The organism is Confluentibacter flavum, from assembly GCF_002843175.1.
Lineage (GTDB): Bacteria > Bacteroidota > Bacteroidia > Flavobacteriales > Flavobacteriaceae > Confluentibacter > Confluentibacter flavum.
In genome coordinates, this window is the sequence record NZ_PJEO01000011.1 from 75,196 (window position 1) to 99,780 (window position 24,585).

19 protein-coding genes, 2 tRNA genes and 1 pseudogene are annotated in these 24,585 nt (G+C 33.5%); 15 read left to right on the plus strand and 7 right to left on the minus strand.

Translation table 11 applies throughout. The annotated features are described in order from the left end of the window. Positions 1 to 47 precede the first annotated feature (47 nt). Positions 48 to 1,676, minus strand: coding sequence for an acyl-CoA carboxylase subunit beta (locus tag CSW08_RS02080; protein ID WP_106658253.1), 1,629 nt, complete (start codon positions 1,674 to 1,676; stop codon positions 48 to 50). Between the two features lie 177 nt (positions 1,677 to 1,853). Here CSW08_RS02080 and CSW08_RS02085 point away from each other — a divergent pair, with 177 nt between their 5' ends. The 7 genes from CSW08_RS02085 (at position 1,854) to ettA (ending at position 7,455) form a co-directional block, all read left to right on the plus strand. Further along, positions 1,854 to 2,384 carry an NADPH-dependent FMN reductase gene (locus CSW08_RS02085; RefSeq protein WP_106658254.1) on the plus strand — a complete coding sequence of 177 codons (531 nt, stop codon included), beginning with the start codon at positions 1,854 to 1,856 and terminating at the stop codon, positions 2,382 to 2,384. Positions 2,385 to 2,386: 2 nt separating this feature from the next. After that, positions 2,387 to 2,671 carry a GNAT family N-acetyltransferase gene (locus CSW08_RS02090; RefSeq protein ID WP_106658255.1) on the plus strand — a complete coding sequence of 95 codons (285 nt, stop codon included), beginning with the start codon at positions 2,387 to 2,389 and terminating at the stop codon, positions 2,669 to 2,671. Positions 2,672 to 2,682: 11 nt separating this feature from the next. Continuing rightward, positions 2,683 to 3,120 carry a MarR family winged helix-turn-helix transcriptional regulator gene (locus tag CSW08_RS02095; protein WP_106658256.1) on the plus strand — a complete coding sequence of 146 codons (438 nt, stop codon included), beginning with the start codon at positions 2,683 to 2,685 and terminating at the stop codon, positions 3,118 to 3,120. A 188-nt stretch (positions 3,121 to 3,308) separates the two neighbouring features. Next, positions 3,309 to 4,031, plus strand: coding sequence for a pirin family protein (locus CSW08_RS02100; protein ID WP_106658257.1), 723 nt, complete (start codon positions 3,309 to 3,311; stop codon positions 4,029 to 4,031). 133 nt (positions 4,032 to 4,164) lie between these two features. Further along, entirely contained in the window at positions 4,165 to 5,325 is a 1,161-nt protein-coding gene (locus CSW08_RS02105; RefSeq protein ID WP_106658258.1) for an OmpA family protein, read from the plus strand. A 262-nt stretch (positions 5,326 to 5,587) separates the two neighbouring features. Beyond that, the gene (locus CSW08_RS02110; RefSeq protein WP_203226835.1) at positions 5,588 to 5,764 is read left to right on the plus strand and encodes a CAL67264 family membrane protein; all 177 of its coding nucleotides are present in this window, start codon (positions 5,588 to 5,590) and stop codon (positions 5,762 to 5,764) included. After that, the gene (gene ettA / locus CSW08_RS02115) at positions 5,764 to 7,455 is read left to right on the plus strand and encodes an energy-dependent translational throttle protein EttA (protein ID WP_106658260.1); all 1,692 of its coding nucleotides are present in this window, start codon (positions 5,764 to 5,766) and stop codon (positions 7,453 to 7,455) included. The genes CSW08_RS02110 and ettA overlap by 1 nt, the downstream gene beginning before the upstream one ends. 50 nt (positions 7,456 to 7,505) lie before the next feature. Here the strand turns inward: ettA and CSW08_RS02120 are convergent, their stop codons facing one another. Further along, positions 7,506 to 7,739: a hypothetical protein gene (locus CSW08_RS02120; RefSeq protein WP_106658261.1), complete on the minus strand. Its 234-nt coding sequence runs from the start codon at positions 7,737 to 7,739 to the stop codon at positions 7,506 to 7,508. Positions 7,740 to 8,019: 280 nt separating this feature from the next. On the opposite strand from CSW08_RS02120, the gene nudK reads away from it, so the two are divergent. Further along, positions 8,020 to 8,604 carry a GDP-mannose pyrophosphatase NudK gene (gene nudK / locus CSW08_RS02125; protein ID WP_106658262.1) on the plus strand — a complete coding sequence of 195 codons (585 nt, stop codon included), beginning with the start codon at positions 8,020 to 8,022 and terminating at the stop codon, positions 8,602 to 8,604. A 118-nt stretch (positions 8,605 to 8,722) separates the two neighbouring features. Here nudK and CSW08_RS02130 read toward each other — a convergent pair whose 3' ends face one another. Further along, a complete protein-coding gene (locus CSW08_RS02130) occupies positions 8,723 to 9,472 on the minus strand; it encodes a C40 family peptidase (protein ID WP_106658263.1) in 750 nt (249 codons plus the stop codon). Positions 9,473 to 9,585: 113 nt separating this feature from the next. Beyond that, positions 9,586 to 10,764, minus strand: a complete 1,179-nt coding sequence (locus tag CSW08_RS02135) for an acetyl-CoA C-acyltransferase (RefSeq protein WP_106658264.1) — start codon at positions 10,762 to 10,764, stop codon at positions 9,586 to 9,588. A gap of 216 nt (positions 10,765 to 10,980) precedes the next feature. On the opposite strand from CSW08_RS02135, the gene CSW08_RS02140 reads away from it, so the two are divergent. The 4 genes from CSW08_RS02140 to CSW08_RS02155 all read left to right on the plus strand — a co-directional run bounded on the left by CSW08_RS02140 (position 10,981) and on the right by CSW08_RS02155 (position 14,802). Continuing rightward, a complete protein-coding gene (locus CSW08_RS02140; protein WP_106658330.1) occupies positions 10,981 to 13,029 on the plus strand; it encodes an HD family phosphohydrolase in 2,049 nt (682 codons plus the stop codon). A 92-nt stretch (positions 13,030 to 13,121) separates the two neighbouring features. Then, positions 13,122 to 13,205: transfer RNA gene (locus CSW08_RS02145), tRNA-Ser, on the plus strand. A 19-nt stretch (positions 13,206 to 13,224) separates the two neighbouring features. Then, positions 13,225 to 13,299, plus strand: a tRNA-Pro gene (locus tag CSW08_RS02150). Positions 13,300 to 13,524: 225 nt separating this feature from the next. Next, positions 13,525 to 14,802 (plus strand): site-specific integrase, encoded by a 1,278-nt coding sequence (locus CSW08_RS02155; RefSeq protein WP_106658265.1) that lies wholly within the window; start codon positions 13,525 to 13,527, stop codon positions 14,800 to 14,802. Between the two features lie 909 nt (positions 14,803 to 15,711). Here the strand turns inward: CSW08_RS02155 and CSW08_RS18480 are convergent. Then, the gene (locus tag CSW08_RS18480) at positions 15,712 to 16,212 is read right to left on the minus strand and encodes an SEC-C metal-binding domain-containing protein (protein ID WP_106658266.1); all 501 of its coding nucleotides are present in this window, start codon (positions 16,210 to 16,212) and stop codon (positions 15,712 to 15,714) included. Positions 16,213 to 16,440: 228 nt separating this feature from the next. Between CSW08_RS18480 and CSW08_RS02165 the strand changes: the two genes are divergently transcribed. Both CSW08_RS02165 and CSW08_RS18540 read left to right on the plus strand, forming a co-directional pair. Beyond that, positions 16,441 to 16,956 (plus strand): ImmA/IrrE family metallo-endopeptidase, encoded by a 516-nt coding sequence (locus CSW08_RS02165; RefSeq protein ID WP_106658267.1) that lies wholly within the window; start codon positions 16,441 to 16,443, stop codon positions 16,954 to 16,956. A 12-nt stretch (positions 16,957 to 16,968) separates the two neighbouring features. After that, positions 16,969 to 17,138: pseudogene (locus CSW08_RS18540) on the plus strand (IS1634 family transposase); the annotation flags it as partial. Positions 17,139 to 17,405: 267 nt separating this feature from the next. Here CSW08_RS18540 and CSW08_RS02175 read toward each other — a convergent pair. Both CSW08_RS02175 and CSW08_RS02180 read right to left on the minus strand, forming a co-directional pair. Next, a complete protein-coding gene (locus tag CSW08_RS02175) occupies positions 17,406 to 18,428 on the minus strand; it encodes a LacI family DNA-binding transcriptional regulator (protein ID WP_106658269.1) in 1,023 nt (340 codons plus the stop codon). A gap of 100 nt (positions 18,429 to 18,528) precedes the next feature. After that, positions 18,529 to 20,562 (minus strand): glycosyl hydrolase family 95 catalytic domain-containing protein, encoded by a 2,034-nt coding sequence (locus CSW08_RS02180; RefSeq protein ID WP_106658270.1) that lies wholly within the window; start codon positions 20,560 to 20,562, stop codon positions 18,529 to 18,531. A gap of 1,020 nt (positions 20,563 to 21,582) precedes the next feature. Between CSW08_RS02180 and CSW08_RS02190 the strand changes: the two genes are divergently transcribed. Continuing rightward, positions 21,583 to 24,585 carry a SusC/RagA family TonB-linked outer membrane protein gene (locus tag CSW08_RS02190; protein WP_106658271.1) on the plus strand — a complete coding sequence of 1,001 codons (3,003 nt, stop codon included), beginning with the start codon at positions 21,583 to 21,585 and terminating at the stop codon, positions 24,583 to 24,585.

Consider the following 24,585-nt stretch of genomic DNA (forward strand, 5'->3'; position numbering starts at 1 on the left):
GTTGATTTTCAATAGAAAAGATACAAAAAAAAATAATATAATTAAAATTATACCTGTAAAATCCCCATGTTAAAAGACTTTTCAATAGGGGCATGGTTTGCCGCTTCAATGCCCATACTAATCCATTTTCTGGTGTTTAACGGGTCAATAATGGCATCGGTCCAAATCCGGGCAGCAGCATAATATGGCGATACTTGATTATCGTATCTGTCTTTTATTTTATTAAAAAGTTGTTCCTCTTTTTCGGGAGTGATTTTTTCGCCCTTTTTCTCAAGCGAGGCTTTTTCAATTTGAAGTAATACTTTTGCGGCCGAGTTCCCACTCATAACTGCTAGTTCGGCACTAGGCCATGCAACAATAAGTCTTGGGTCATACGCTTTTCCACACATGGCATAATTTCCTGCTCCATAGCTGTTGCCAATAATAACAGTAAATTTTGGAACCACACAATTACTAACAGCATTCACCATTTTTGCACCATCTTTAATAATGCCGCCGTGTTCACTTTTGCTACCAACCATAAACCCAGTTACATCTTGCAAAAATAGCAACGGAATTTTTTTCTGATTGCAATTGGCTATAAATCGGGTAGCTTTGTCTGCACTATCATTATATACCACACCACCAAATTGCATTTCACCTTGTTTGGTTTTTACAAGTTTGCGCTGATTGGCAACAATGCCAACCGCCCAACCATCTATTCTTGTGTAGCATGTAATAATCGTTTTGCCATAACCTGCTTTGTATTCATCAAATTCTGAGTTATCCACCAAACGTTTGATAATGTCGTACATATCATATTGTTCCACACGGCTTTTTGGTAAAATGCCATAAATATCTTCAGGATTTTCCTTAGGCTTTTCTGGGTTAATTCTATTAAAGCCAGCTTTGTTGTAATCCCCAATCTTATCAATAATATTTTTAATGGTATCCAAGGCATCGGCATCATCTTTAGCCTTATAATCGGTAACTCCAGAAATTTCACAATGCGTGGTAGCACCACCTAAAGTTTCATTATCAATGTTTTCCCCAATAGCAGCTTTTACCAAATAACTTCCGGCTAAAAAAATACTCCCTGTTTTATCAACTATTAAGGCTTCATCGCTCATAATAGGCAAGTAAGCCCCCCCAGCAACACAACTGCCCATAACGGCAGCAATTTGGGTAATGCCCATACTGCTCATAATAGCGTTGTTTCTAAAAATACGTCCAAAATGCTCTTTATCTGGAAAAATATCTTCTTGCATAGGTAAATAAACCCCGGCGCTATCTACCAAATAAATAATGGGCAATCTATTTTCTATAGCGATTTCTTGGGCACGTAGATTTTTTTTAGCGGTTATAGGAAACCAAGCACCAGCTTTTACAGAGGCATCATTAGCAACAACAATGCATTGTTTACCTTTTATATACCCAATTTTAACAACCACACCAGCTGAAGGACATCCGCCGTGTTCTTCATACATATTGTCTCCTGCAAAGGCAGCAATTTCTATCGATTTAGAGTTAGGATCCAGTAGATAATTTACACGCTCATGAGCCGTCATTTTACCTTTGGCATGTTGTTTTTCTAAGGCTGCTTTACCACCTCCTAAATGTACTTTAGCAAGCTTTTTGTTGAGCTCTGATACAAGCAGTTTATTATGGTCCTCATTTTTATTGAACTCTATATCCATTTACAGTTTGTTTGATGCTAAAGTACAAAAGTTGATTTTCCTATGAAATAGTTATTTTTTATTTAAATTTAGGCTTTATAGTCTTAATAAAATCATAAAATATATTACATGGAAATATATTCCTTGGAAAATAAATTTATTATGAGTATATTTGCTCCATAATTAAAATATATCATAATGAAAAACATAATTGCTTTTGCGGGTAGTAACAGTAAAAACTCAATAAATAAAGATTTGGTTACTTATGCGTCAACCTTAGTTGAAAACGCAACCATTAATATTTTAGATTTAAATGATTTCGAATTACCTCTATACGGTATTGATTTAGAGCATGAGCAAGGTATCCCTGAAAATGCCCATAAATTTTTAAATTTGATAAAAGAATCCGATGGTATTTTGTTGTCATTGGCAGAGCATAATGGCGCTTATTCCACGGTTTTTAAAAATCTATTTGATTGGCTGACAAGAATTGAAGGAAAAATGTTTTATAACAAACCCATGTTATTAATGGCAACGTCGCCAGGAGGTAGGGGAGGATTATCCGTTCTAGAGATAGCAAAAGGTAGATTTCCATTTCACGACAGCAACATAGTGGAAGTTTTTTCATTGCCTTTTTTTGGAAATAATTTTGCGGACGGAAAAATTACAAATGAGGATTTTAATGGTCAACTAAAAAATGCCACTGAGCAATTTAACAAACAAATTTAATTATGGAAGTAAAGCAATCAGATAACGAAAAAAAAGGGTCGTTTTATATTGAAATAGACAACATGAAGGCTGCCGAAATGACTTATACGCATGCAGGGCCCAATAAAATAATTATTGATCATACGGAGGTTAGTGATACTTTAAAAGGACAAGGTATTGGTTATAAATTAATTGATGCTGCTGTAGTATATATTCGTGCTAACAACTTAAAAGTAATTCCTTTATGCCCTTTTGCAAATGCTTTTTTTAAAAAGAGAGCAGAAGAATATGCAAATATTTTAGCTTAAATTAAATAGATATGGGAGATATAAGTAAAGACATAAATTCAAAATTTGCCAACAATAGAATTAAAGCGTTGTTGAATATTTTATATACAGCAAACTGGATTTCAAGTTATCAAAATGAATTTTTTAAAGCTTATGGAATCTCACCGCAACAATACAATATCCTTAGAATATTAAAAGGTGCAGGAGAACCTATTAATGTTCAAATAGTAAAGGATAGAATGATTGAGCGTTCGCCAAACGCCACGCGTTTAATGGATAAGTTATGCGCAAAAAAATACATTGAAAGATTAGCTTGTTCAGAAGACAGACGAGTTGTTAAAATAGTAATTACCCAAGAAGGAAAAAATCTTTTAGAGTCTATACCGGATAGTTTGAATAACGATTTATTGAAAAATTTAAACGAAGAAGACGCTGAGCAGTTAAGCAATCTGCTTGATAAAATGCGATAACATTCCTGCGATCCCGATAACTATCGGGAAGGAATCTATAAAAGTAAGAGTAATTAATAATCAGATTTCCGCCTCGCGGAAATGAAAAAATTAAAAGTTATGAACCGAGCCTGAATAATGAGTTCAATTGGATTGAAAATTTTATAAGGCGAACACATTTTACCAAAATTTAAAATAGAAATTAAAAAATGAAAACAATAATTCATAAAGCAGACAGTAGAGGATTTGCAAACCACGGTTGGTTGGAAGCAAACCATTCATTTAGTTTTGCAAACTTTTACGATTCAGAAAAGGTGCATTTTGGCGCTTTACGTGTTTTAAACGATGACATTGTAGCCCCAAAAATGGGTTTTGGAACACATCCACATGATAATATGGAAATCATTACCATTCCATTAAAAGGCTTATTAAAGCATAAAGATAATATGGCTGATGAATGGATACCGGTTAAGCCTGGTGAAGTTCAAATAATGAGTGCTGGAACAGGTGTGCAGCATTCTGAAATAAATGGTTCGGCAGATGAACATTTAGGGTTATTCCAAATTTGGGTAATGCCAAACAAACAAAATGTAAAACCGCGTTACGACCAAAAAGCGTTTGATGTAAATGAACGGAAAAACAAACTTCAAACCTTGGTGACATCCATTGATGAAAACCACGACGGAAGCTTAAAAATACATCAAGACGCTATCATATCTTTAATAGATTTAGATAAGGGAAAAGTATTTGGGTACTCGCTGAAGAGCAAGAACCATGGCGTGTATGTTATGAATGTTTATGGCAAAATAATTATAGACAACACCACTTTGGAAACTCGAGATGCGATAGGCGTTTCAAATACGGAATCATTTGAAATTAGTGTAGAAGAAGATTCAGGTATATTATTTATTGAAGTGCCCATGACCTTTTAAAATAATATAAAAGCATCCTCTAGAGGATGCTTTTTCATATAACCGATTATTTATACTGTTCAAAGTATATATTTCACTAGCCTTTGTTATTTAAATATTATTGCAACTTTAAAATTAACCCCAAATTTAAAAGATGATAAAAAAAGAATTTATACTAGTTATGCTAGTCGCTAATGTTTTTATAACATATGCCCAAACCCCAGAGTTAACAAAAAAAGATTCCACAATTGTAAGTTCATGGATTGCAGGTATTGGTTTTAATGCTGTCGATGATTCGGGCGATCAATTTAATAGATTGTTTGATGTTGAAGAATCCTGGAATGCGGTGCCTTACCCTTCTAGATTAAGTATAGGAAAATATTTTAAAAATGGATTAGGAATTGAAGCCATTGCCTCCTATAACAAATATAAAAAAGATAAAATTGTAGATGGTTTGCCTATTGCGAACGACGAAGATTATTTCTCTGTAGATAGTAGATTGAGTTATGATTTAAACAAAATTATAGGTGAAACAGGTTGGTTCGATCCTTATGTTGGAGTAGGAATTGGTTATACAAATGTCAATGATATTTCTCGAGGCACATATAATGGAGTATTGGGTTTTAGAACTTGGTTTTCTGACCGAATTGGCTTGGATGTTAATTCATCAGGAAAATGGGCTATGAATTCAAATTATACAAATCATTTACAACATGCTGTTGGTGTTGTATATAGATTTAATATTGAAAAAGAATTAAATGAAGACGGAGAAGCGAAACTGGAACTAATTGAAGCATTAGAGAAAGAAGCCACTAGAGTTAATGATTCTATCGCTTTAGCAAATGAAAATAAGTTGTTAGCTGAAAGATTAGAAAAAGAAAAAGAAGCCGCAAGACTTGCTCAGCTTGAAAAAGAAAAAGAAGAAGCGCGAGCTAAGGAAAAAAGCGATATACAAAATAAAATAGATGCCTTAGAGAACGTTTATTTTGCTTTAAATTCGTCAAACTTATCATCTTCATCTAAAAATATATTATCTGATTTAACTTTAATCTTAAGCGAACATCCTAAATTACAATTAGATATCAGTTCCCATACGGATTCTAGAGGCACTGCTATTTATAACCAATGGCTTTCTGAACGTAGATTAAAAAGTACGATAGATTATTTGTTAAATAATGGCGTAGGAACAGAAAGGGTTACAGGAAAAGCCTATGGTGAAGAAAAATTAATCAATGAATGTGACGATAACACTAAATGTTCTGAAATCAAACATAAAGAAAATAGAAGATCGGAATTTAAAATTGTTAATTATTAGGTAGAAATTTCAATATTATTGTTTCTATTGATTTTTAATAGAATTTTAAAATCTTATAATTAAGCATCCTTATTGGATGCTTTTTTATTTAAAAATACGATATTTGTGTTTCAAATTGCGCAAAGGATTGTAGTGGCATCCTTTTTATTTGTTTTGAAATACATTTTTATAACGTTTGGTATAACAAATAAAAAAGATATAGCGAAAAGCCTGACCATGCCCTAAGTGTGGATGCGCCCTAAACAAAATTTTAATTATGGCTATGAATAAAAATACAGTCCTAGCTTGGGCTACAACAATTATGATTTTAGTTGGTTTGCTTTTAATAGGTTTGGGAGCGTTTAAATATGATGATGTTGCTGGCTGGGGATTTGCAGCTGTAGGTCTAGGTTTTTTTGCAATTGCTTGGGTTTTTAATGCTTTAAAAGGGAGGGTATAATGAGCGACGATAAAAAAGTAATCTTTTCAATGACTGGTTTAACCAAAACCTTTCAAGGGGCGAATACCCCCGTATTAAAAAATATTTATTTAAGTTTCTTTTACGGAGCCAAAATCGGGATCCTAGGTTTAAATGGGTCTGGTAAATCTACATTGCTTAAAATTATTGCTGGAATTGATAAAAATTATCAAGGTGATGTTACGTTTTTGCAAGATTATTCCGTTGGATATTTGGAACAAGAACCAAAATTAGACGATAATAAAACCGTTATGGAAGTGGTTCGGGAAGGTGCCGCAGAAACCGTTGCCATTCTTGATGAATACAACAAGATAAATGATATGTTCGGTTTAGAAGAAGTGTATTCCAATCCTGATAAGATGGAAAAGCTTATGAATAGACAGGCAGAACTTCAAGATCAAATTGATGCCGCCAATGCTTGGGAACTAGATACCAAACTAGAAATTGCCATGGATGCTTTGCGCACTCCAGATGGTGATAAAAAGATAGGTGTTTTATCTGGTGGAGAGCGTCGCCGTGTGGCATTGTGTAGATTGTTATTGCAAGAACCAGATGTATTATTATTGGATGAGCCAACCAACCATTTAGATGCAGAATCTGTGCATTGGTTAGAACATCATTTGGCGGAATATAAAGGAACCGTGATTGCTGTAACCCATGATAGATACTTTTTGGATAATGTTGCGGGTTGGATTTTAGAACTTGATAGAGGTGAAGGCATTCCATGGAAAGGGAATTATTCATCTTGGTTGGACCAAAAATCCAAGCGATTGGCACAAGAAAGTAAAACGGCTTCTAAACGCCAAAAAACATTGGAACGCGAGTTAGAATGGGTCCGTCAAGGAGCAAAAGGTCGACAAACCAAACAAAAGGCACGTTTGAATAATTACGATAAATTATTGAGCCAAGACCAAAAACAGTTGGATGAAAAGCTTGAAATTTATATTCCAAATGGCCCAAGACTTGGTACAAATGTTATTGAAGCTATTGGTGTTAGCAAAGCTTATGATGATAAATTATTGTATGAAGATTTGAATTTTAAATTACCTCAAGCAGGGATTGTAGGTGTTATTGGTCCGAATGGCGCTGGTAAAACTACTATTTTCAGAATGATTATGGGCGAGGAAACTCCAGATAAAGGCGAGTTTAAAGTTGGAGACACTGCTAAATTAGCTTATGTAGACCAAAAGCATTCCAATATAGATATTGAAAAATCTATTTGGGAAAACTTTAGTGACAGTCAGGAATTGGTCATGATGGGAGGAAAACAAGTTAATTCTAGGGCTTATTTAAGTCGTTTTAATTTTTCCGGAAGTGAACAAAACAAAAAAGTAAAAATGCTTTCTGGGGGTGAACGTAACCGTTTGCATTTAGCTATGACACTTAAAGAGGAGGGTAACGTGTTGCTTTTAGATGAACCTACCAACGACCTTGATGTAAACACATTACGTGCTTTGGAAGAAGGTTTGGAAAACTTTGCAGGATGCGCCGTTGTTATTAGTCACGACAGATGGTTTTTAGATAGAATATGCACCCATATTTTAGCTTTTGAAGGTGATAGCCAAGTGTATTTTTTTGAAGGAGGTTTTTCTGAATATGAAGAAAATAAAAAGAAACGTTTAGGTGGGGATTTGATGCCGAAACGAATTAAATATAAAAAATTGGTTCGCTAAAAGTTGGTTTAAGTAATAATATAAAAGTCTGCAATCGCAGGCTTTTTGTTTTATTGATACATATGTCCGTCGGTAAAATCTTCATATTTTTCTTCGTCCTCTTTAGCTAACTTTTCACTTATTTTGTCAAGTCGTTCATTTTCCTTTTTAAGTTTATATGATTTTCTAACTCCTAAGATAAGTAGTACAGCAAAAAAAATAACAACAATAGTTAATACGATAACTGTTTGCGTTTGTTCAAATAAAATAATTGATAAAGATTGTATTAAAATATAGTTCAGCATCAATAATAATAATAGATAAGGTTAATAGCCTACCAAATATACTATTTTTTGTTTATTATACAATTCAAAAGGAAAGTAGTACAAATATAATGCCTTCTATTTCTGATTCTTTATAATCTTGAGAGCCATCATCAGATTCATTTTAAGTTAAATTTTAACCACAATTTTACATATATATATATATATGATTTGGTAATTTTTTGCGACATTGCTAGTAAAAAATAATAGACTTAGATTTGATATGTTAGTTGAAATAAATGAAACAAAACACAGATTTTAAATGATAACAAATCGTATTAAAAACATAGTAAGTAAATTACTCTCCGACAATTATTACATCTTAAAAAAAATAACGTTTGATTTTAAACTGAGTAACGGCACATGGGTAACTCAATCAAGAGAAGTATATGATAGAGGTGATGGCGCAGGGATATTGCTTTATAATAAAGAAAAGCAAACCGTTATATTGACCAGGCAATTTAGAATGCCTACCTATATGAACGACAATCCAGATGGCATGTTGGTGGAAATTTGCGCGGGGATGTTAGATAAAGACCATCCAGAAGCTTGCATCATAAGAGAAACCGAAGAAGAAGTTGGTTATAGGTTGCAGAAAGTAAAAAAGGTATTTGAAGCCTATAGTTCGCCTGGGGTGATGACCGAAAAAATGTATTTTTTTGTTGGTGAATATACAGATGCCATGAAAGTCAGTTCTGGTGGCGGTTTGGAAAGCGAGCATGAAGATATTGAAGTGCTGGAAATTCCCTTTAAAAAGGCTGTGGACATGCTAAACAATGGCGATATTATAGATACCAGAACCATCGTGTTATTGCAATATGCACAAATTCATAAGCTATTGGAATAAAACTGTTGTTTTACCTAGTGATGTCTAATTTTAAAACGGTCAATTCGAGTGTTTTTTGAGAAGTAAAACGGAACAAAAAATGTATCGAGAATAGTTTTTATAATTATAACCAACTTTTTTATATTATCTTTTTAATGACCCGAAGCTTATGGGTATGACTTTTTTTATCGACGTTATAAATGCCATAATGGTCTAAACGGTCTATCCGTACTTTGCCATGAGCATGAATGATATAATTATCCCTCATAATAATGCCCACATGAATAATAGTTCCTTCATCATTATCAAAAAAGGCCAGATCACCAGGTTCACTTTCTTCAATAAAACTTAAGGCCTCTCCTTGGGTTGCTTGTTGAGAGGCATCACGCAAAAGTTTGTAGCCATTTAGTTTGTAAACCATTTGGGTGAATCCAGAACAATCTATTCCAAATGGTGTTTTACCTCCCCATAAATAAGGACTGTTTAAATATAAAAAAGCGGTTTCTATGAGATTATTTTTAGACAAAACACCTTCAACGATGTTGCCATCGTGTGAGTGATTCAGTATAGATAATGCATTTAATGAAGTCCCTAACAGGATAGGATGTAATTGATGTTTTTCATCTTGAATAAACTCAACTAAATCAATCGATAATTTAGGACTGGATGTATCAAGTGATGCATATTGACTTTCATCAATGTCTTGATATTGTTTATTATCAATCCAACCTTCATAACCATCAAAAGCCAATCTGATTTTACTCCAATATTTACGTTGTTCCAATACCTTAAAAAAATCACCATATATTACTTGGGAAACCAGTTCACTTTTATCTGTAGGTTCTAATCTTAAAGGAACCATGCTTAAATTACAAACTCCGTATTGCATGTTACTATCTATTGGCTAAGGTATTGTTAATAATTAGATATGGTACCGCCATTTGAAAATTTAATTTTAAAAAAGAGATGGATTGTATTAAAAAGTATATCATCAAAAACTATTTAGTAACGCTCAATAATAACAGCAGAGGCACCGCCGCCGCCATTACAAATGGCTGCCGCTCCAATTTTTGCATTATTTTGCTCTAATACATTTAGTAAGGTAATTAAAATTCTAACGCCAGAACATCCCAGTGGATGCCCTAAAGATACGGCACCGCCATTGACATTCACGTTTTTATCTGTAAGTCCTAAAAGTTTCATATTCGCTAAACCAACTACCGAAAACGCCTCGTTAAACTCAAAAAAATCAACATCATTTATAGCAATTCCTGCGTTTTTTAAAGCTTTAGGCAATGCTTTTGCGGGTGCTGTAGTAAACCATTCAGGTTCTTGTGCAGCGTCTGCATAGCCTTTTATGGTAGCCAAAATTTTCAAACCTAGTACTTCAGCTTTTTCTTTACTCATCAAAATCATGGCACCAGCACCATCATTTATAGTTGAAGCATTAGCAGCTGTAACGGTACCGTCTTTTGTAAATGCAGGACGTAATGATGGAATTTTATCTAGACTAACATTCGTGAATTCCTCATCCACACTAACCATAATAGGTTCGCCTTTGCGCTGTGGCACTTCAACAGGCACGACCTCATTATTAAATTTACTAGCTTTCCATGCGTTGCTAGCACGTTTGTAAGATTGGATGGCGAAGGCATCTTGATCTTCACGAGTAAATTCATATTTAGCGGCACACGCATCAGCACAAACGCCCATGGCATTTTGGTCATAAGCATCTACCAATCCATCTTTTTGCATGCCATCGATTAATTGGGTAGATCCAAATTTAGTACCTGTTCTTGCATATAAATAATGGGGAATTAAACTCATATTTTCCATGCCACCGGCAACAACTATATCATTATCACCAATGGCTATGCTTTGAGCTGCTAGCATCACGGCTTTCATACCAGAAGCGCAGACTTTATTTATGGTTGTGCAAGGTACTGTATTAGGTATGCCGGCATAAATGGCTGCTTGTCTTGCGGGAGCTTGTCCAGAACCCGACTGAACAACTTGTCCCATAAACACTTCATCTATTAATTCTGGATTAAGATGTATCTTATTTAAAGCGCCTTTTATAGCAACAGCACCAAGTTGTGGTGCAGGAATGGTTGATAACGCTCCCATAAAACTACCAATTGGTGTTCGGGTTGCAGATACAATAACCACTTCTTTATTCATCATTTAAGTTCTTTAACTAAGTAAGTACGAAATTAATCATTTTTTGGCAGAAATAAGATGGATTACTCTATTTTAAAAGTTAAAAGAAGCCCTAGAATTTATTACATTTGAAAAGAGCTTAGCTATAAGTTTCAATTAAAGCTATATGTTTGCTATGCGGATTCTCTATGATATTTAAAACAGTATAGAGAACATATAAAAACCTTAATGCACCAAATGCAAGACATTACAAATAAATTATATAAAAATCATTCTTTAATTTACAAAGGCTTACTTTTTGTATGTACCACGTTTTTAATTGTTTACCTATTTCCTAAAAGTGGAAAATTTAAGTACAATTTTGAAAAAGGAAAACCTTGGCAATCAGAAAACTTATATGCGCCATTCAATTTTGCCGTAAAAAAGTCTGATGAAGAAATAGCTGCTGAAAAGCAAAACATTATCGATCATTCGATTGTTTATTTTAATGAAGATGCTGCAATTGAAAAGAAAGTAGCTGATTTATTTAATGTTGAATTTAAAAAAACGTTTTCAGATTCATTGCCCAAATCAACGTTGGTCAATATATACAACACGGGAAATAAAATTATTTCAGAATTGTACCATTTTGGAATTTTAAATGAAGATTATAATTATCCTGATGATAGGGTTGCTGTTATTCTTGAAGGACAGGTTAAAAAGCACAATACCCAATTTTCAAATTTAATTAAACAAGATGAAGTAAAATCTTCCATTGTAAAACTACTTTCTGAGCATAATTTGGATGATTACGAAACCATGTTTGTATCCTTGTTTTTTGATCTTGTCGAACCTAATTTAACGTTGAATGAATCGTTTACCAATAAGGCGCTGAAAGATGATCTTGATAAAATATCTTATTCAAGGGGGAGTGTAGAAAAAGAAACATTAATTATATCCAAAGGAGAAGTTATAGAAGGCGATAAGTATCAAATATTACAATCACTAAAAGCAGAATTTGAATCACAGGTGTGGACCAAGTCTAACTATAATTGGATTTTATTTGCCTACACATTATTGGTTTCGTTAGCACTATTAATGTTGCTTTTATTTTTAAGAAAATATAGGTTGGATATATTTGAGAATAATACAAAAGTTACTTTTATATTTTTCAATATATTTTTAATGGTATTACTTACCACTTTGGTAGTTAATTACAATTCTAAATTTATTTATGTAGTACCCATCTGTATTTTGCCCTTGGTATTAAAGGCTTTTTTTGATGCTAGGTTAGGTATGTTTGCTCATGTTATTACTGTTTTGCTATTAGGGTCTATTGTACCCAATAGTTATGAATATATGTTTCTTCAAATTATAGCGGGCATAGTTACAATATTAACAGTTTCGGAGTTATATAAACGTGCTAATTTGTTTATTTCGGTAGCACAAATAACGCTTATTTACATTATTGCCTATTTTGCCTTTTTTGTAATTCATGAAGGAAGCGTAGATACTATTAATTGGGAAACATTTATTTGGTTTATTTTATGTGGTCTTGCCACTTTATTTGTGCAACCACTTATTTATGCCTATGAGAAAATATTTGGTTTGGTTTCTGATGTGTCGCTTTTAGAATTGTCCGATACCAATTCCAAATTACTTAAAGAACTATCAAATGTGGCGCCTGGGACATTCCATCATTCATTAAGTGTTGCAAACTTAGCAGAATCGTGTGCTAGTGAAATAGGTGCCAATGCCATGTTGGTTAGGGTAGGCGCCTTGTACCATGATATAGGGAAAATGAAAAGTCCAACCTATTTTACCGAAAATCAGACTACAGGAATCAATCCGCATGAAGAATTATCTCCCAAAGAAAGTGCCAAAATAATTGTAGATCACATTATAAATGGTATAGAGATAGCCAGAAAGTATAACCTTCCAGATAGGGTTATGGATTTTATAAGGACACATCATGGCACTAGTTCTGTTTATTATTTTTATATGAAAGAAAAAGAACTAAATGATACTGCTGAAAGAATGGATTTTTGTTATCCAGGACCAAGACCATTTAGTAAAGAAACCGCGATTTTAATGATGTGCGATAGTGTAGAAGCCGCTTCCAAAAGTTTGAATAACCCTACATCCATTAAAATTGATAGCTTTGTTGAAAGCATTATCAATAAGCAAATTGAAGAAGATCAATTTTTGAATGCAAACATTACTTTTAAGGAAATAGAATCCATAAAAAAAGTATTAAAACACAAGCTAGCAAACATTTACCATTTACGAATTGAGTATCCAGAATAGATATTCAAAAAAAGGATAAAAATAGTTGCGTTGTAAAAGATGATGCGTTACATTTGCAACCGCAATTTTATTGCAGAAGTTCTTTAAAATTCGGAGAGGTGCCAGAGTGGTAATGGAGCAGATTGCTAATCTGTCGACGCGTAAGTGTCGCCAGGGTTCGAGTCCCTGTCTCTCCGCAAAAGAAGATAATCATCTCGGGGTGTAGCGTAGCCCGGTTATCGCGCCTGCTTTGGGAGCAGGAGGTCGCAGGTTCGAATCCTGCCACCCCGACGAACCTAGTTTTAGGAAGTATCAAAACACTGTTAATTATATGATTATCAGTGTTTTTTGTTTTTAGGCATTTTTTTTGGTGCCAAATAAAAACAAAAAACAACATATAAAAGGTGTGCAATCAGGTGTGCGGTACCTTACCAAAATTGTCGTAAATTTAAAGAGCATTTAAAAGCAATTTGACTTTCGTTTTTTCAAAAAAATGTCAAACCAAAGCCGTTAAAAATGCAGACAAACAGCACCTTTTCAGTTATTTTCTTCACCAGAAAATCAAGAAGCACCGCGAACGAGCTATCCATCTACGTTCGCATTACGGTCACTGGACAACGTTCAGAAATAAGCCTTAAACGAATCGTTCTGGTTAAAGAATGGGACAGTTCCAAAAATAGGGGACGTGGAAGCACTTATGGAATGAGGGTTCTGAACTCCTATCTGGACCAGGTTTACAGCCAATTACTGGATTGCCATAAACAGCTGTTGGAAGAATCCAAGATCATTACAGCCAATGCCATTAAGGCAAGGTACTTGGGGGAGGACGATAACCACAAAAGCCTAAAGGAACTAATAAACTACCACAATACCAATATGGTCAGCGTATTGAAGCATGGCACTCTGAAAAACTACTATACAACAGAAAAGTATCTAATTAAGTTCTTAAACCATAAACTAAAAACAAAGGATATCTATCTAAAACAATTGAACTATGGTTTTATAATTGATTTTGAACAGTACTTAAGGAACTATAAGAACACTAAAAAGCAACTGGTGCTGAGCAACAACGGAGTGATGAAACATTTGGAACGCTTTAAGAAAATCATAAACCTGGGCATTAAATTGGAATGGATACAAAAGAACCCCTTTAACCAGTTCCAATTGAAGTTCGACAAGTATGATAGGGCATATCTAACGGAAAGGGAGCTAGAACTATTGGAAAACACTCACTACACAAATGAACGCTTGGAACGAGTCAAGGACTGCTTTATTTTTTCATGTTACACGGGACTTTCCTATATTGATGTCAAGGAACTTACGGTAGACCAAATAACCAGAGGGATAGACAAGAAGTATTGGATATTCACCAAAAGGGAAAAGACGGACGAAACGGTAAAAGTCCCCATCCTGCCCCCAGCTATGGAGATATTGGAAAAGTATAATAGTATTTCAGAAAACAGCCAAGTAGAAAGTCTGCTGCCGTTGAGTTCGAATCAAAAGACCAATGCCTATTTAAAGGAAATAGCAAGGGACTGCGGTATAAACAAGAACCTGACCTTTCATGTTGCCAGACATACCTTTGCCACAACCGTTATGCTTTCCAACGGCGTGCCCATAGAAACGGTTTCAAAACTTTTGGGACATGCAAAGCTATCAACAACTCAAATATACGCCAGAGTAGTAGAAACAAAAATTAGTGAGGATATAGGTAACTTATTGCAGCGGTTTGAGAACAAGAAGCAAATGAAAGAAAAAAAAAGCAAAGACAAACCGATTACACATATAAACTGAAATTCCCTTTTGGTGCGCTCCACTTCCTTAAAAAAGTTAGGAGTGTGCCAAAAGGGAATTTATATTCTGAATAAAAATTTATTTATCGAGCAACTTTTCTAAATAGGCTACTTTATCTTTTTTTACCTACTACCTGGTACCCAATTAGCAAGCTATGACGCCATAGAGAAGCTCCTTTTGCTAAGAACTTACCAACCAGAATAAAATCGACAAATCTTAGGGATCTTCCAAAAGGAGTTGTAAATTAATAGTTTATACGGGTTTAAAAGCCCCAACATCTATCGAGCTAATACTACGCAGTGTTTTTGGAAAATCGAGACCAAAACCTCCTTTTTTTAGTAAATAAATGATTGATTTTACTGGTCTAAGCAAGTTTTTTAGTAAAAACTAGATTTTGTCTCAAACTAAAGACATCAAAAGCCACTAAAAAGCAACAAAGCCTATCGAAAATCTACATTTTCACGGAAATATTCGTTGACTTAATTGGGTTATGAATGTTTTTCCGTGAAAAATGACTTCACTTGAATTGAATTATACTTTTGAAACTACCGAAAACTAAGGGCGCATAAACTGTAACATCGCTTTAGCGTGTTACCCTCTTGCTGTTCCCCCCCCTTAGTTTCATATTATCAATTTTCAGGGAGACTTTATTGATGAAAATTTAACTTAGCAGTAGCCTATATAAAGGAATACTTTTCTTAATTGTTAACTATAACTAAACTGAATATATGAGGATTACGTTTTTTTATTTTACAAAGTCTTTATTATAAAAAGGGTTGTTCATGTTTTTAAGTTGTTCACGAATAATGAACGTTTAAAAATAGTGAACATGAATGGTTAATTAAATATTTATGAGACGACGTAGGAGGTAAGTATAATGTGTGTGGAATGGGAATAAAAAACTACACTTTAAAGGAGTCTTTTTTGCTTGTTGGAAATAATGTGATTTGAGTAGTTTGTATTTACAAATTCTTCAAAATTAATCAAATCTGAAATCAATCTAGACTTTGATAAGCTCTTCAATGAATTAATCTTTCTCAAATGGCATTGCTTAATTTTTAATTCACTTCCACATAAACATAATTCGTTGCGGTTAGGTATTGAATTAGAAGCGACGGCATAGATAATATTAGTAATTATCTTAAAATCGTCAATTCCTAGTTCTTCCTTATAGTACTGAATAACACCATCAAAAAAATGCGCATATTCACCGTTGGCATAGTCTCCAGTTTCTTTTTTAAAAATATAATTTGTAAAAAATGGATAAACCTTATTTTTATAGAAAGTAGTTAGGTCGATTCCTTTTCTAGATTCTTTTTCAAGAATATGTTCTATATCTAAGCAGCAAAAGCCTTCCTTATCAATGTGATTATCATCTGTACGCTTTATGTGTTCAGTAATTTCTTGAATTCTAGAGCTTCAATTTCTAACATAGAGTTAGGAAGGCATCAGCCACCATTGCACGTATTATATGATATTTCTTCAGTGTTAAGTTTTGATTTACAACAGTTGTTGCCAACTTTTAATGAGGTCGAAAAGCATATATCTACAAACGAGTAGTGATATTTTAAAAAATATTAGTAGTCTGGATGAAGAATCCAAAAAGTCAATAGAAGAAATAATAAAGAATCTAAATAAATGATTTTTAACTATATCGAAGAAAAATCTGTAAACATTTTGAAGGAATTTGATCTTTTAAAATTACCAATTAATGTTAATAAGTTAGCAAAGAAGTTGGGAGTAGGAGTAGAAGCTTCAAATTTTAATGACGAGGTGTCAGGTTTATTTGTCATAAAAGATGACAAACCATTTATTGCTTTTAATTTAAATCAGAGCAAGAAAAGAAGAAGATTTACCATTGCGCATGAATTGGGGCATTTTGTTTTGCATTCTAAAAACAAATCTTTATTTATAGATAAGAATAAAAGTATAATGTATCGCAATTCAGAATCTACTACAGGTGAATTCCTTAAAGAAAGAGAAGCTAATGCTTTTGCAGCCGCAATATTAATGCCAATCCCTTTAATATTAGAAGAAGCAAAAGACTTAAATGGGGAAGATGTAATTGAAAAGTTGGCTAATAAGTTTAATGTTAGTACTCAAGCCATGTCTTTTAGGTTATTCAATTTAGGATATGACTTTAGAATGTTTTGATAAAAGTCATCCAAGCTGCATCTATTGATCTGTTTTATGGCATTGGTGACATCAAAACATATAGAACTGCAAACAAATGGCTCCATCCGCAAGTTTATCCACGAATGCAAAAAGATAACAACGGACGCCTAAGAAACAAAATTACCGGGGAAGAACTCAACCAGAAACCAAAGAAATCTTAGAGAAATTTAGCCTGCTGAACTAAAATGGACAAGTCAGGAAAGATTTGGTGACTTGACACAAAAAGGGGTAACTACAAAGGGAGTGAAAATACCACTCCCTTTACTTTATTATGGAATATCCAAAATTTGGATCTGCACACTTATCGGGATAACTTATCTTCCAGTACTGCTTTGATGCGGTTCATTATTTCAATTTTGAAGTGTAAAACAGGATAAATTTTTAAATTATCTCGATTTCCATGTTAAAACCAAGAAAAAAATATTTACTTAGCAAGAATCTCTAATCACTAATTCTGTTTGAATTACAATTCTTTGATGTTCGACTTTAACACGATTATGTTTACAATAAATTTCATGTAATAAAAGTGTGCCACTTTGTTTGCCCATTTCAAAACCATGCTGTTCAACTGTTGAAAGCGAAGGTGAAATAACCGAAGACATAAACCAATTACTAAATCCGAAAATTGCTATGCTTTCGGGCATTTTAATCTTGTTGTCGTTGAAATATTTTATGGCACCAATAGCAAGAAGATCGTTCACCGTAAAAACAGCATCAACATTATTTTTATGATCACTTAATAGCTTTTTGGCATTATTGTAGCCATCTTCAAAATCTGAATTATTATTGCATAGGTAAACTAATGATGAATCAAACTCTATATTATTATCTAATAAGGCTTTCTTATAGCCTAAGAATCTATCTATGGAGTTTTGTGGGTTTAAGTCTCCCCTAAAATGTGCAATTCGTTTATATCCTTTTTTTATTAAATATGAAACAGCGTCATATGCTGCTTTTCGATCGTCAATAATGACTTTAGAACAGTTTACATTTTTAGCAATTTTATCAAAAAGAATTAAAGGAATGTTGCTATCAATTATTTTATTTAAATGACCAAAATCATGGGTTTTATTGGATAATGAAATTAGAATGCCAGCAACACCTTTGCCGATAAGTAAATCAACTTGTTTTTTTTCAAGTTCATAATCTTCGTTCGATTGCATTAGTATTACCAAATAATTACTTTTTTCGGCCACCTCAAGAATACCTTTAATAACTCTCGAAAAAAAATAATGAACATTATCGGGTATAATAACTCCTATTGTTTTTGATTCTTGTTTTCTTAAACCTAAAGCAAAGGAATTTGGTGTGTAGTTTAGTTTAATCGCTAAATTCTTTACACGTAATTTAGTTTTTTTACTTACATCTGGATAGTCGTTAAGAGCTTTAGAAACAGTGGTTACAGACAATCCTAATTCTCTTGCAATTTGTTTCAAGTCAACTGGTTTCATCCTTAATTTTGTTTTAAAAGGATATATATTCTAAATAAGTATATCTAAAAGTAATGAAAATATAGTCGTGAATAACTAATTGCAATAGGTATTTAAAAAATTATTGTTTTATAGTATAATTCTTTTTATCCGTTCCTATGCCTTTTAGGGTTAAAGTTTTCCATTGTTTAGGTAAAATTGGATTTTTTTGAATAATACCTTGGTCTGTTATGTGCAATCCACCAAAACCGAATAAAATGGTTTGCAGCATACCTCCTGCCCCTGTGGCAAAATAGGGTTCATGTCCTGTAGCGGTTTCTGAAAGTGCTCCAAATGGAGGTCTTTTATTAGGCTTGTAGCTTTCTTTAAAAAGTCTGAACGCATTTTCGGCATCACCTAATTGCGCATAAATTGTGGCTAAAGCAGATTTTCCCATGGTTGGACCATCTCGTCTTATTCGAGGTTCGTAATATTTTAAATCTTTAATTATGGTTTCTTTATCATTAATAATGTTTAATGGAAATGCCAATAAATTCACATCGGCTTGCTTAATATCTTCTCCTGAATAGTTGCTGTGCTCCATAGTGGTGCCGTCAGGAAACTTATATAATTTTATATTATCGGCAACTGTTTTCCACAATGGGTTTGCAGGAATTTTTAGCTCATAGGCAGCAAAAATCGCAAATTGTAAGGTAGTAATGGCTGATCCATTTGTAAAAGCATTATCATCTACATTGGGGGCATCTTCATTAGCTCCCACTACATTTTTAATTGAATATGTGTTGTCTGCATTTTTACTAACACGACTCACCCAATAATCAGCAACTTCTTTTAGCATAGGATATCCGTGTTGTAAAAGCCAAAGTTTATCTTTTGTCACTCTATAATAATTCCAAAAGGCAATACCAACATCAGCGGTTATATGGTGTTCGAAAGTTCCTGTTAAAGCCCATGCAGGCGTAGCTTCTTCACCTGTATCGTCACTTTCCCAAGGGAACATAGCACCTTTATATCCAAAGTTAATGGCTTTTTCTTTTGCTTTTTCTAAACGGTCTGATCGGTAATTAACCAAAGACTTCGCTATATCCTGATTGAGTAATAATAATGGTGGATACATCCAAAGTTCAGTATCCCAAAAAATATGACCATTATAGTTTTGAGACGATAATCCCATAGGGGCGATACTTAAATTAGAATCTCCTCTACCAAAGGCATATAAATGGTACAAAGCCAATCTTACGTCTTGTTGCGTTTGCAGATCGCCTTCAATAATAATATCGCTCTCCCATAACTGCTCCCATAAATCAAAATGGTGCTTTAATAAATCTGTTTTAGGGGTTAATAAATTAAAAATCACGAAGCGTTCCGATTCATTTTGTGGGTCGGCAAAATCTTGTGTGGTACATTGGGCAGCGGTCCATGTAAACTCTAGAGAGGCATTTTTTTTAACAATCTTTTCAAAAGATAGTTGATTATTGTGGTCACTTACTTTTTCATGAATTAATTCAGGTCTTTGATTTTCTCTTGTTGAATTAATATGATGCCAAATAAAAGTTGCAGAAGTTGCTACTGTATGTCTGCCAAATTCACTCTTTGCAACAGTTTGTAATATAGGCATGGTAGTTTCATTGTCTTTTAAAACACGGAATGTGCTTATTGGATTTTGAAACGATTCCATGGATTCAATTTTTCCAATAACTTTTATTTTTATATCTTGGTTTGCTTCAATTTTAATATCAATATAGCTGCTAAAGGGCACATTTCTTAAGGCGTAAAATGTGTAAGAAATTCTGGCTTTATTTTTAAATATAAAAGTGGTTGTAAAACTTCCTTTTTTCATATTTATGGTCTGTTTCCAGTTTGTAATGGTATTTTCGGTTACTAATTCATCGTTAATGAATACGTCTAAGTTACCAAAATTCATACCTTCTAAAATACGACTTACGCCTAGTTGTGACGCTTTTTCATATACATTATTTAAAATAATTTGTTTTGTCTTAAAAGGCTCTTCAGAAGGTAAAACACCTATACGACCGTTAGCTACAACAATACCTGTATAATTTGTTTTATTTGTAGTTGAAATGTTCCAACCGTCGTTTTGAGCAGTTAAGAAAACGGAGTTGAAGACCAAGAAAATCGACAGATAAAATTTCATATTATCAAATTTAGTTTACTTAAAAAGCTAATCTATAATTTTTTAATCATCAAAATTAGCAAATGTTTAAAACTAAACTTTAATTTAACCGAAATCGATTTCGATATTCCCCCTCTCTCTCTGTTTTTATTCGAAGAGAATATCTTGAGGCTCTGCCTCCTTTAGATTTGACCTATGGATGATCATATTTTCAAAAGACATAACAAAACTTTGCTTCTGTATCATTTGGTGTTTCCTGTAAAATAAAAAAATCCAGTTATTACAGACAAAGCTGGAGTTGGTTTGAAAGAAATATGTATCGAATTGTCACAACGCTATGAAATACATTTTTAGAAGTTGGATATGAAGAAAATCATGTTATTTTTTGATACAAAGTGTTTCCAGTTTGTCGATGAGTGAAATATGTATGAAAGTAAAGAGTATCACCGTGAAATAAATTTTCAGACGTTTTCCGGAAGTAAAGTCAAAGCTTTTGGGAGGTAACTTTTGGACAAATGGCTAGTATGTATACACAGTAGGTCAATACTGGAACAAAAATTTTGTAAGAAAATATATTAAAAAGCAAAGCAAAGAAGTAAAATATCAAAAAGTGTATGAAGCTCAGCTTACACTTTTTGATTTCTTATACCTAGGCCTCTTCCCCGGAGTGGTTTATTAAAACTAAGCTTTAATCTCTCTTAAACGATTACTCTTAGTTTTGTTTTTAATGAAAATTATTAGAAAGCTAATTACTAAAATCTTAAAAGGACACTTATTATTATAGAGAAAAGTAATTATTTGTCTTAATAAACTATAATTATATATATTATTTGGGGGGGTATTTTGATAAAATAATAATTTTCGAAAACGATTTCGGTCAATTTTTGGCTTTTTTTTTTCCTATTTTTTTTCTTGGAGGTAATAAATTTAAATATTTGTTAAATGATTGTTAATTAACTCTCAATTAACTTAAGACAATCAAATAATTACTTTTCACAAGTAATCCAATTAAACTAAATTTAACTCGAACACTAATTAATTATGAAAAACAAATTACTAAACAATCTTTTACTTCCATTGGCGTTGCTTTTAGGAAGTTTTACTTATGGGCAAACTGTTTCTGGTATAGTTTCTGATATCTCTGGGGGTTTACCAGGAGTTAATGTGCTTGTAAAAGGAACAGCAAAAGGAGTCCAAACCGATTTTGATGGTAAATACACTATTGAGGGAGTATCCAACGAAGATGTCATTATATTTAGTTTTTTGGGGTATAAAACCCAAGAGATAGTTGTAAATGGACAAACTAAAATTAATGTAACCCTACAAGAAGATGCAGCAGAACTTAATGAGGTTGTAATTATTGGATACGGCTCGGTTAGCAAAAAAGATGCTACAGGTGCTATAGAAGTTGTTGGTGCAAAAGATTTAAACAGAGGCATTACAACATCGCCACAAGAATTACTACAAGGTAGAATGTCTGGTGTTCAGGTTACCACATCTAGTGGGGAACCAGGAGCACCATCTGCTATTAGAATTAGAGGTGCTTCTTCGGTAAGAGCAGGAAATGACCCGCTATATGTAATTGATGGCGTTCCATTTAATAACGACACAAATAGCCCTGGCACCGATACACCAGGTTTAGGAACTACAAGTGCAAAAAACCCGTTAAGCTTTATAAACTCGGCCGATATAGAGTCTATTACAGTGTTAAAGGATGCTTCTTCTACGGCTATATATGGTTCTCGTGGTGCGAATGGCGTTATTTTAATTACTACCAAAAAAGGTAAAAGTGGAGAAGGCAACTTTAATTTTACGGCTTCACAAACTTTTTCAAAAATTGCCAATAAATTAGATTTGCTAACTGCAAGCGAATATGCTAATTTAAATTCAGATAGCGATGGTGGAGCTAGCGAAACACCTTTTGATGATATTTTACGCAGTGCCAATACAGAAGAATATGGAGTTTCCTTTAGTGGTGGAAATGAAAAAGGCGCTCATAGAATTTCATTGGGTTTGTTAAATCAAGAAGGGATTGTTAAAAATACAGGGCTTGATAAATATACCCTTAACGGAAATTTTTCTCAAAAGTTTTTTGATAACGATCGTTTAAAAATTGAAGCAAATATAACGGCATCTGGTATAAACAACCATGCTACTGCAATTTCGGAATCTGTTGGTGCCGAAGGCGATTTAATGTTGTCTGCTTTAAAATGGAATCCTACAAATCCACTTATGAATACAGATGGTACATATAATCAACCATCTGATAACCAAAGAAATCCACTCGCACTTTTAGATTATTTTACTGATGAAACCGAAACAACTAAGATTTTTGGAAATTTATCAGCAACTTTAAACATTATTGAAGGATTAGATTATAAATTTACTTTTGGTGTAGACCGCACGGTTTCACACAGGGGGCTTGCCATGTCTAGTTTATTAAACACAAACCAATCGTTTGGTAGAGGATTGGCTTATTTACAAGAACGAAGATTTTTTAACAGGCTATTTGAAAATACTTTAAGTTATAACAAAGGTTTATCGGAAAGATTAAATTTACAAGCAGTTTTAGGGCATTCTTATGAAACTTTTGATTCATACGGAGAATCTCAAATTTTGAGGGATTTCACAGGTTATACAGATCAGAAATTTTATTTAGATAATATTTTTGCTGCCGAAACTAGTGCACAGCAAGGAGAAAGACCAGAAAGAAGTTCTGTAACTGGAATTCCAGTTTCATTACAGTCGTTTTTTGCTAGAACTATTTGGGATTTAGATAATAAATATATACTTACAGCAACCTTAAGAGCAGATGGATCTAGTAGATTTGGTTCGAACAATAAATATGGATATTTCCCATCTTTGGCATTTGGATGGAAACTTGCTGAAGAAGGTTTTTTGCCAGAATCTGTTGATGATTTAAAGCTAAGAGCCGGTTGGGGCATTACAGGAAATCAACAATTTCCAAGTGATGCATCAAGATTAATTTTTACACCACAACAAGGTGGTAGTGCAGCAATATCAAATTCTCCAAATCCAGACTTAAAATGGGAAACAACAACAACAACTGGTATTGGTTTAGATTTTGGGTTTTTTAATAAATTATCAGGGTCTTTTGATTGGTATAGCAAAAAAACAGAAGATTTATTGTTTAGACTTCCTGTGTCTCAGCCAGGGCCTCCTGGGGCTTTCTTTTGGAATAATTTTTCAGACGAGGTTAAGTCTTCTGGTGTAGAGTTGTCTCTAAACTATAAAATAATCAGCAATGAAGATTTTTCTTGGGAAATAGGAGGAAATTTTGCATTCCTTAAAAATGAACTTATAGGAAGAGATGCCTTTAAAAATGGTGTTTCAACAGGGTCTGCAGGGGGGCAAGGTTTATCAGGAGAACGCTTACAACTTCTTTATGGGGGCCAGTCGTTATACGCATTTTATCTTCCTGTATTTGAAGGATTTGATTCTAGTGGAAATCCTACCTATGCCGATACAAATGGAGACGGTGTAGTTAATACAAATTTTGATGTACCAGGTGGAGTTTCAGATAGAGTATTTGCTGGCGACCCAAACCCAGACGTAACTATGGGTATTAATACCAACATAACCTATAAAGATTTTGATTTAATAGTGAATGGTTATGGTGCCTTTGGACAACAAGTATATAACAACACTGCCAATGCATTATTTAATGCAAGTGCATTTAATAGAGGTGAGAACGTAACATCTAATGTGCCTACAAATGGAGAAAACCCAGCCTCTAGCCCTATTATTTCAACTAGATTTTTAGAGAATGCCGACTTCTTTAGATTAGCAAACGTTACTTTAGGATATACATTCTCTTCTGAAACACTAGCGACTATAAATTGGATTAAATCCCTTCGATTATACGTAACTGGACAAAATCTTTTTGTAATAACAAACTATTCAGGGTTCGACCCAGAAGTAAACACAAATAAATCGGTTGATGGCGTGCCATCTTTTGGAATCGATTATTCATCTTATCCAAGATCTAGATCATTAACTTTAGGATTATCAGTTAATTTTTAA

Coding starts and splice junctions, on each gene's coding strand:
- CSW08_RS02080 (WP_106658253.1), bottom strand. CDS start 1,676: ATGGATATAGAGTTCAATAAAAATGAGGACCATAATAAACTGCTTGTA.
- CSW08_RS02085 (WP_106658254.1), top strand. CDS start 1,854: ATGAAAAACATAATTGCTTTTGCGGGTAGTAACAGTAAAAACTCAATA.
- CSW08_RS02090 (WP_106658255.1), top strand. CDS start 2,387: ATGGAAGTAAAGCAATCAGATAACGAAAAAAAAGGGTCGTTTTATATT.
- CSW08_RS02095 (WP_106658256.1), top strand. CDS start 2,683: ATGGGAGATATAAGTAAAGACATAAATTCAAAATTTGCCAACAATAGA.
- CSW08_RS02100 (WP_106658257.1), top strand. CDS start 3,309: ATGAAAACAATAATTCATAAAGCAGACAGTAGAGGATTTGCAAACCAC.
- CSW08_RS02105 (WP_106658258.1), top strand. CDS start 4,165: ATGATAAAAAAAGAATTTATACTAGTTATGCTAGTCGCTAATGTTTTT.
- CSW08_RS02110 (WP_203226835.1), top strand. CDS start 5,588: ATGAATAAAAATACAGTCCTAGCTTGGGCTACAACAATTATGATTTTA.
- ettA (WP_106658260.1), top strand. CDS start 5,764: ATGAGCGACGATAAAAAAGTAATCTTTTCAATGACTGGTTTAACCAAA.
- CSW08_RS02120 (WP_106658261.1), bottom strand. CDS start 7,739: ATGCTGAACTATATTTTAATACAATCTTTATCAATTATTTTATTTGAA.
- nudK (WP_106658262.1), top strand. CDS start 8,020: ATGATAACAAATCGTATTAAAAACATAGTAAGTAAATTACTCTCCGAC.
- CSW08_RS02130 (WP_106658263.1), bottom strand. CDS start 9,472: ATGCAATACGGAGTTTGTAATTTAAGCATGGTTCCTTTAAGATTAGAA.
- CSW08_RS02135 (WP_106658264.1), bottom strand. CDS start 10,764: ATGAATAAAGAAGTGGTTATTGTATCTGCAACCCGAACACCAATTGGT.
- CSW08_RS02140 (WP_106658330.1), top strand. CDS start 10,981: ATGCAAGACATTACAAATAAATTATATAAAAATCATTCTTTAATTTAC.
- CSW08_RS02155 (WP_106658265.1), top strand. CDS start 13,525: ATGCAGACAAACAGCACCTTTTCAGTTATTTTCTTCACCAGAAAATCA.
- CSW08_RS02165 (WP_106658267.1), top strand. CDS start 16,441: ATGATTTTTAACTATATCGAAGAAAAATCTGTAAACATTTTGAAGGAA.
- CSW08_RS02175 (WP_106658269.1), bottom strand. CDS start 18,428: ATGAAACCAGTTGACTTGAAACAAATTGCAAGAGAATTAGGATTGTCT.
- CSW08_RS02180 (WP_106658270.1), bottom strand. CDS start 20,562: ATGAAATTTTATCTGTCGATTTTCTTGGTCTTCAACTCCGTTTTCTTA.
- CSW08_RS02190 (WP_106658271.1), top strand. CDS start 21,583: ATGAAAAACAAATTACTAAACAATCTTTTACTTCCATTGGCGTTGCTT.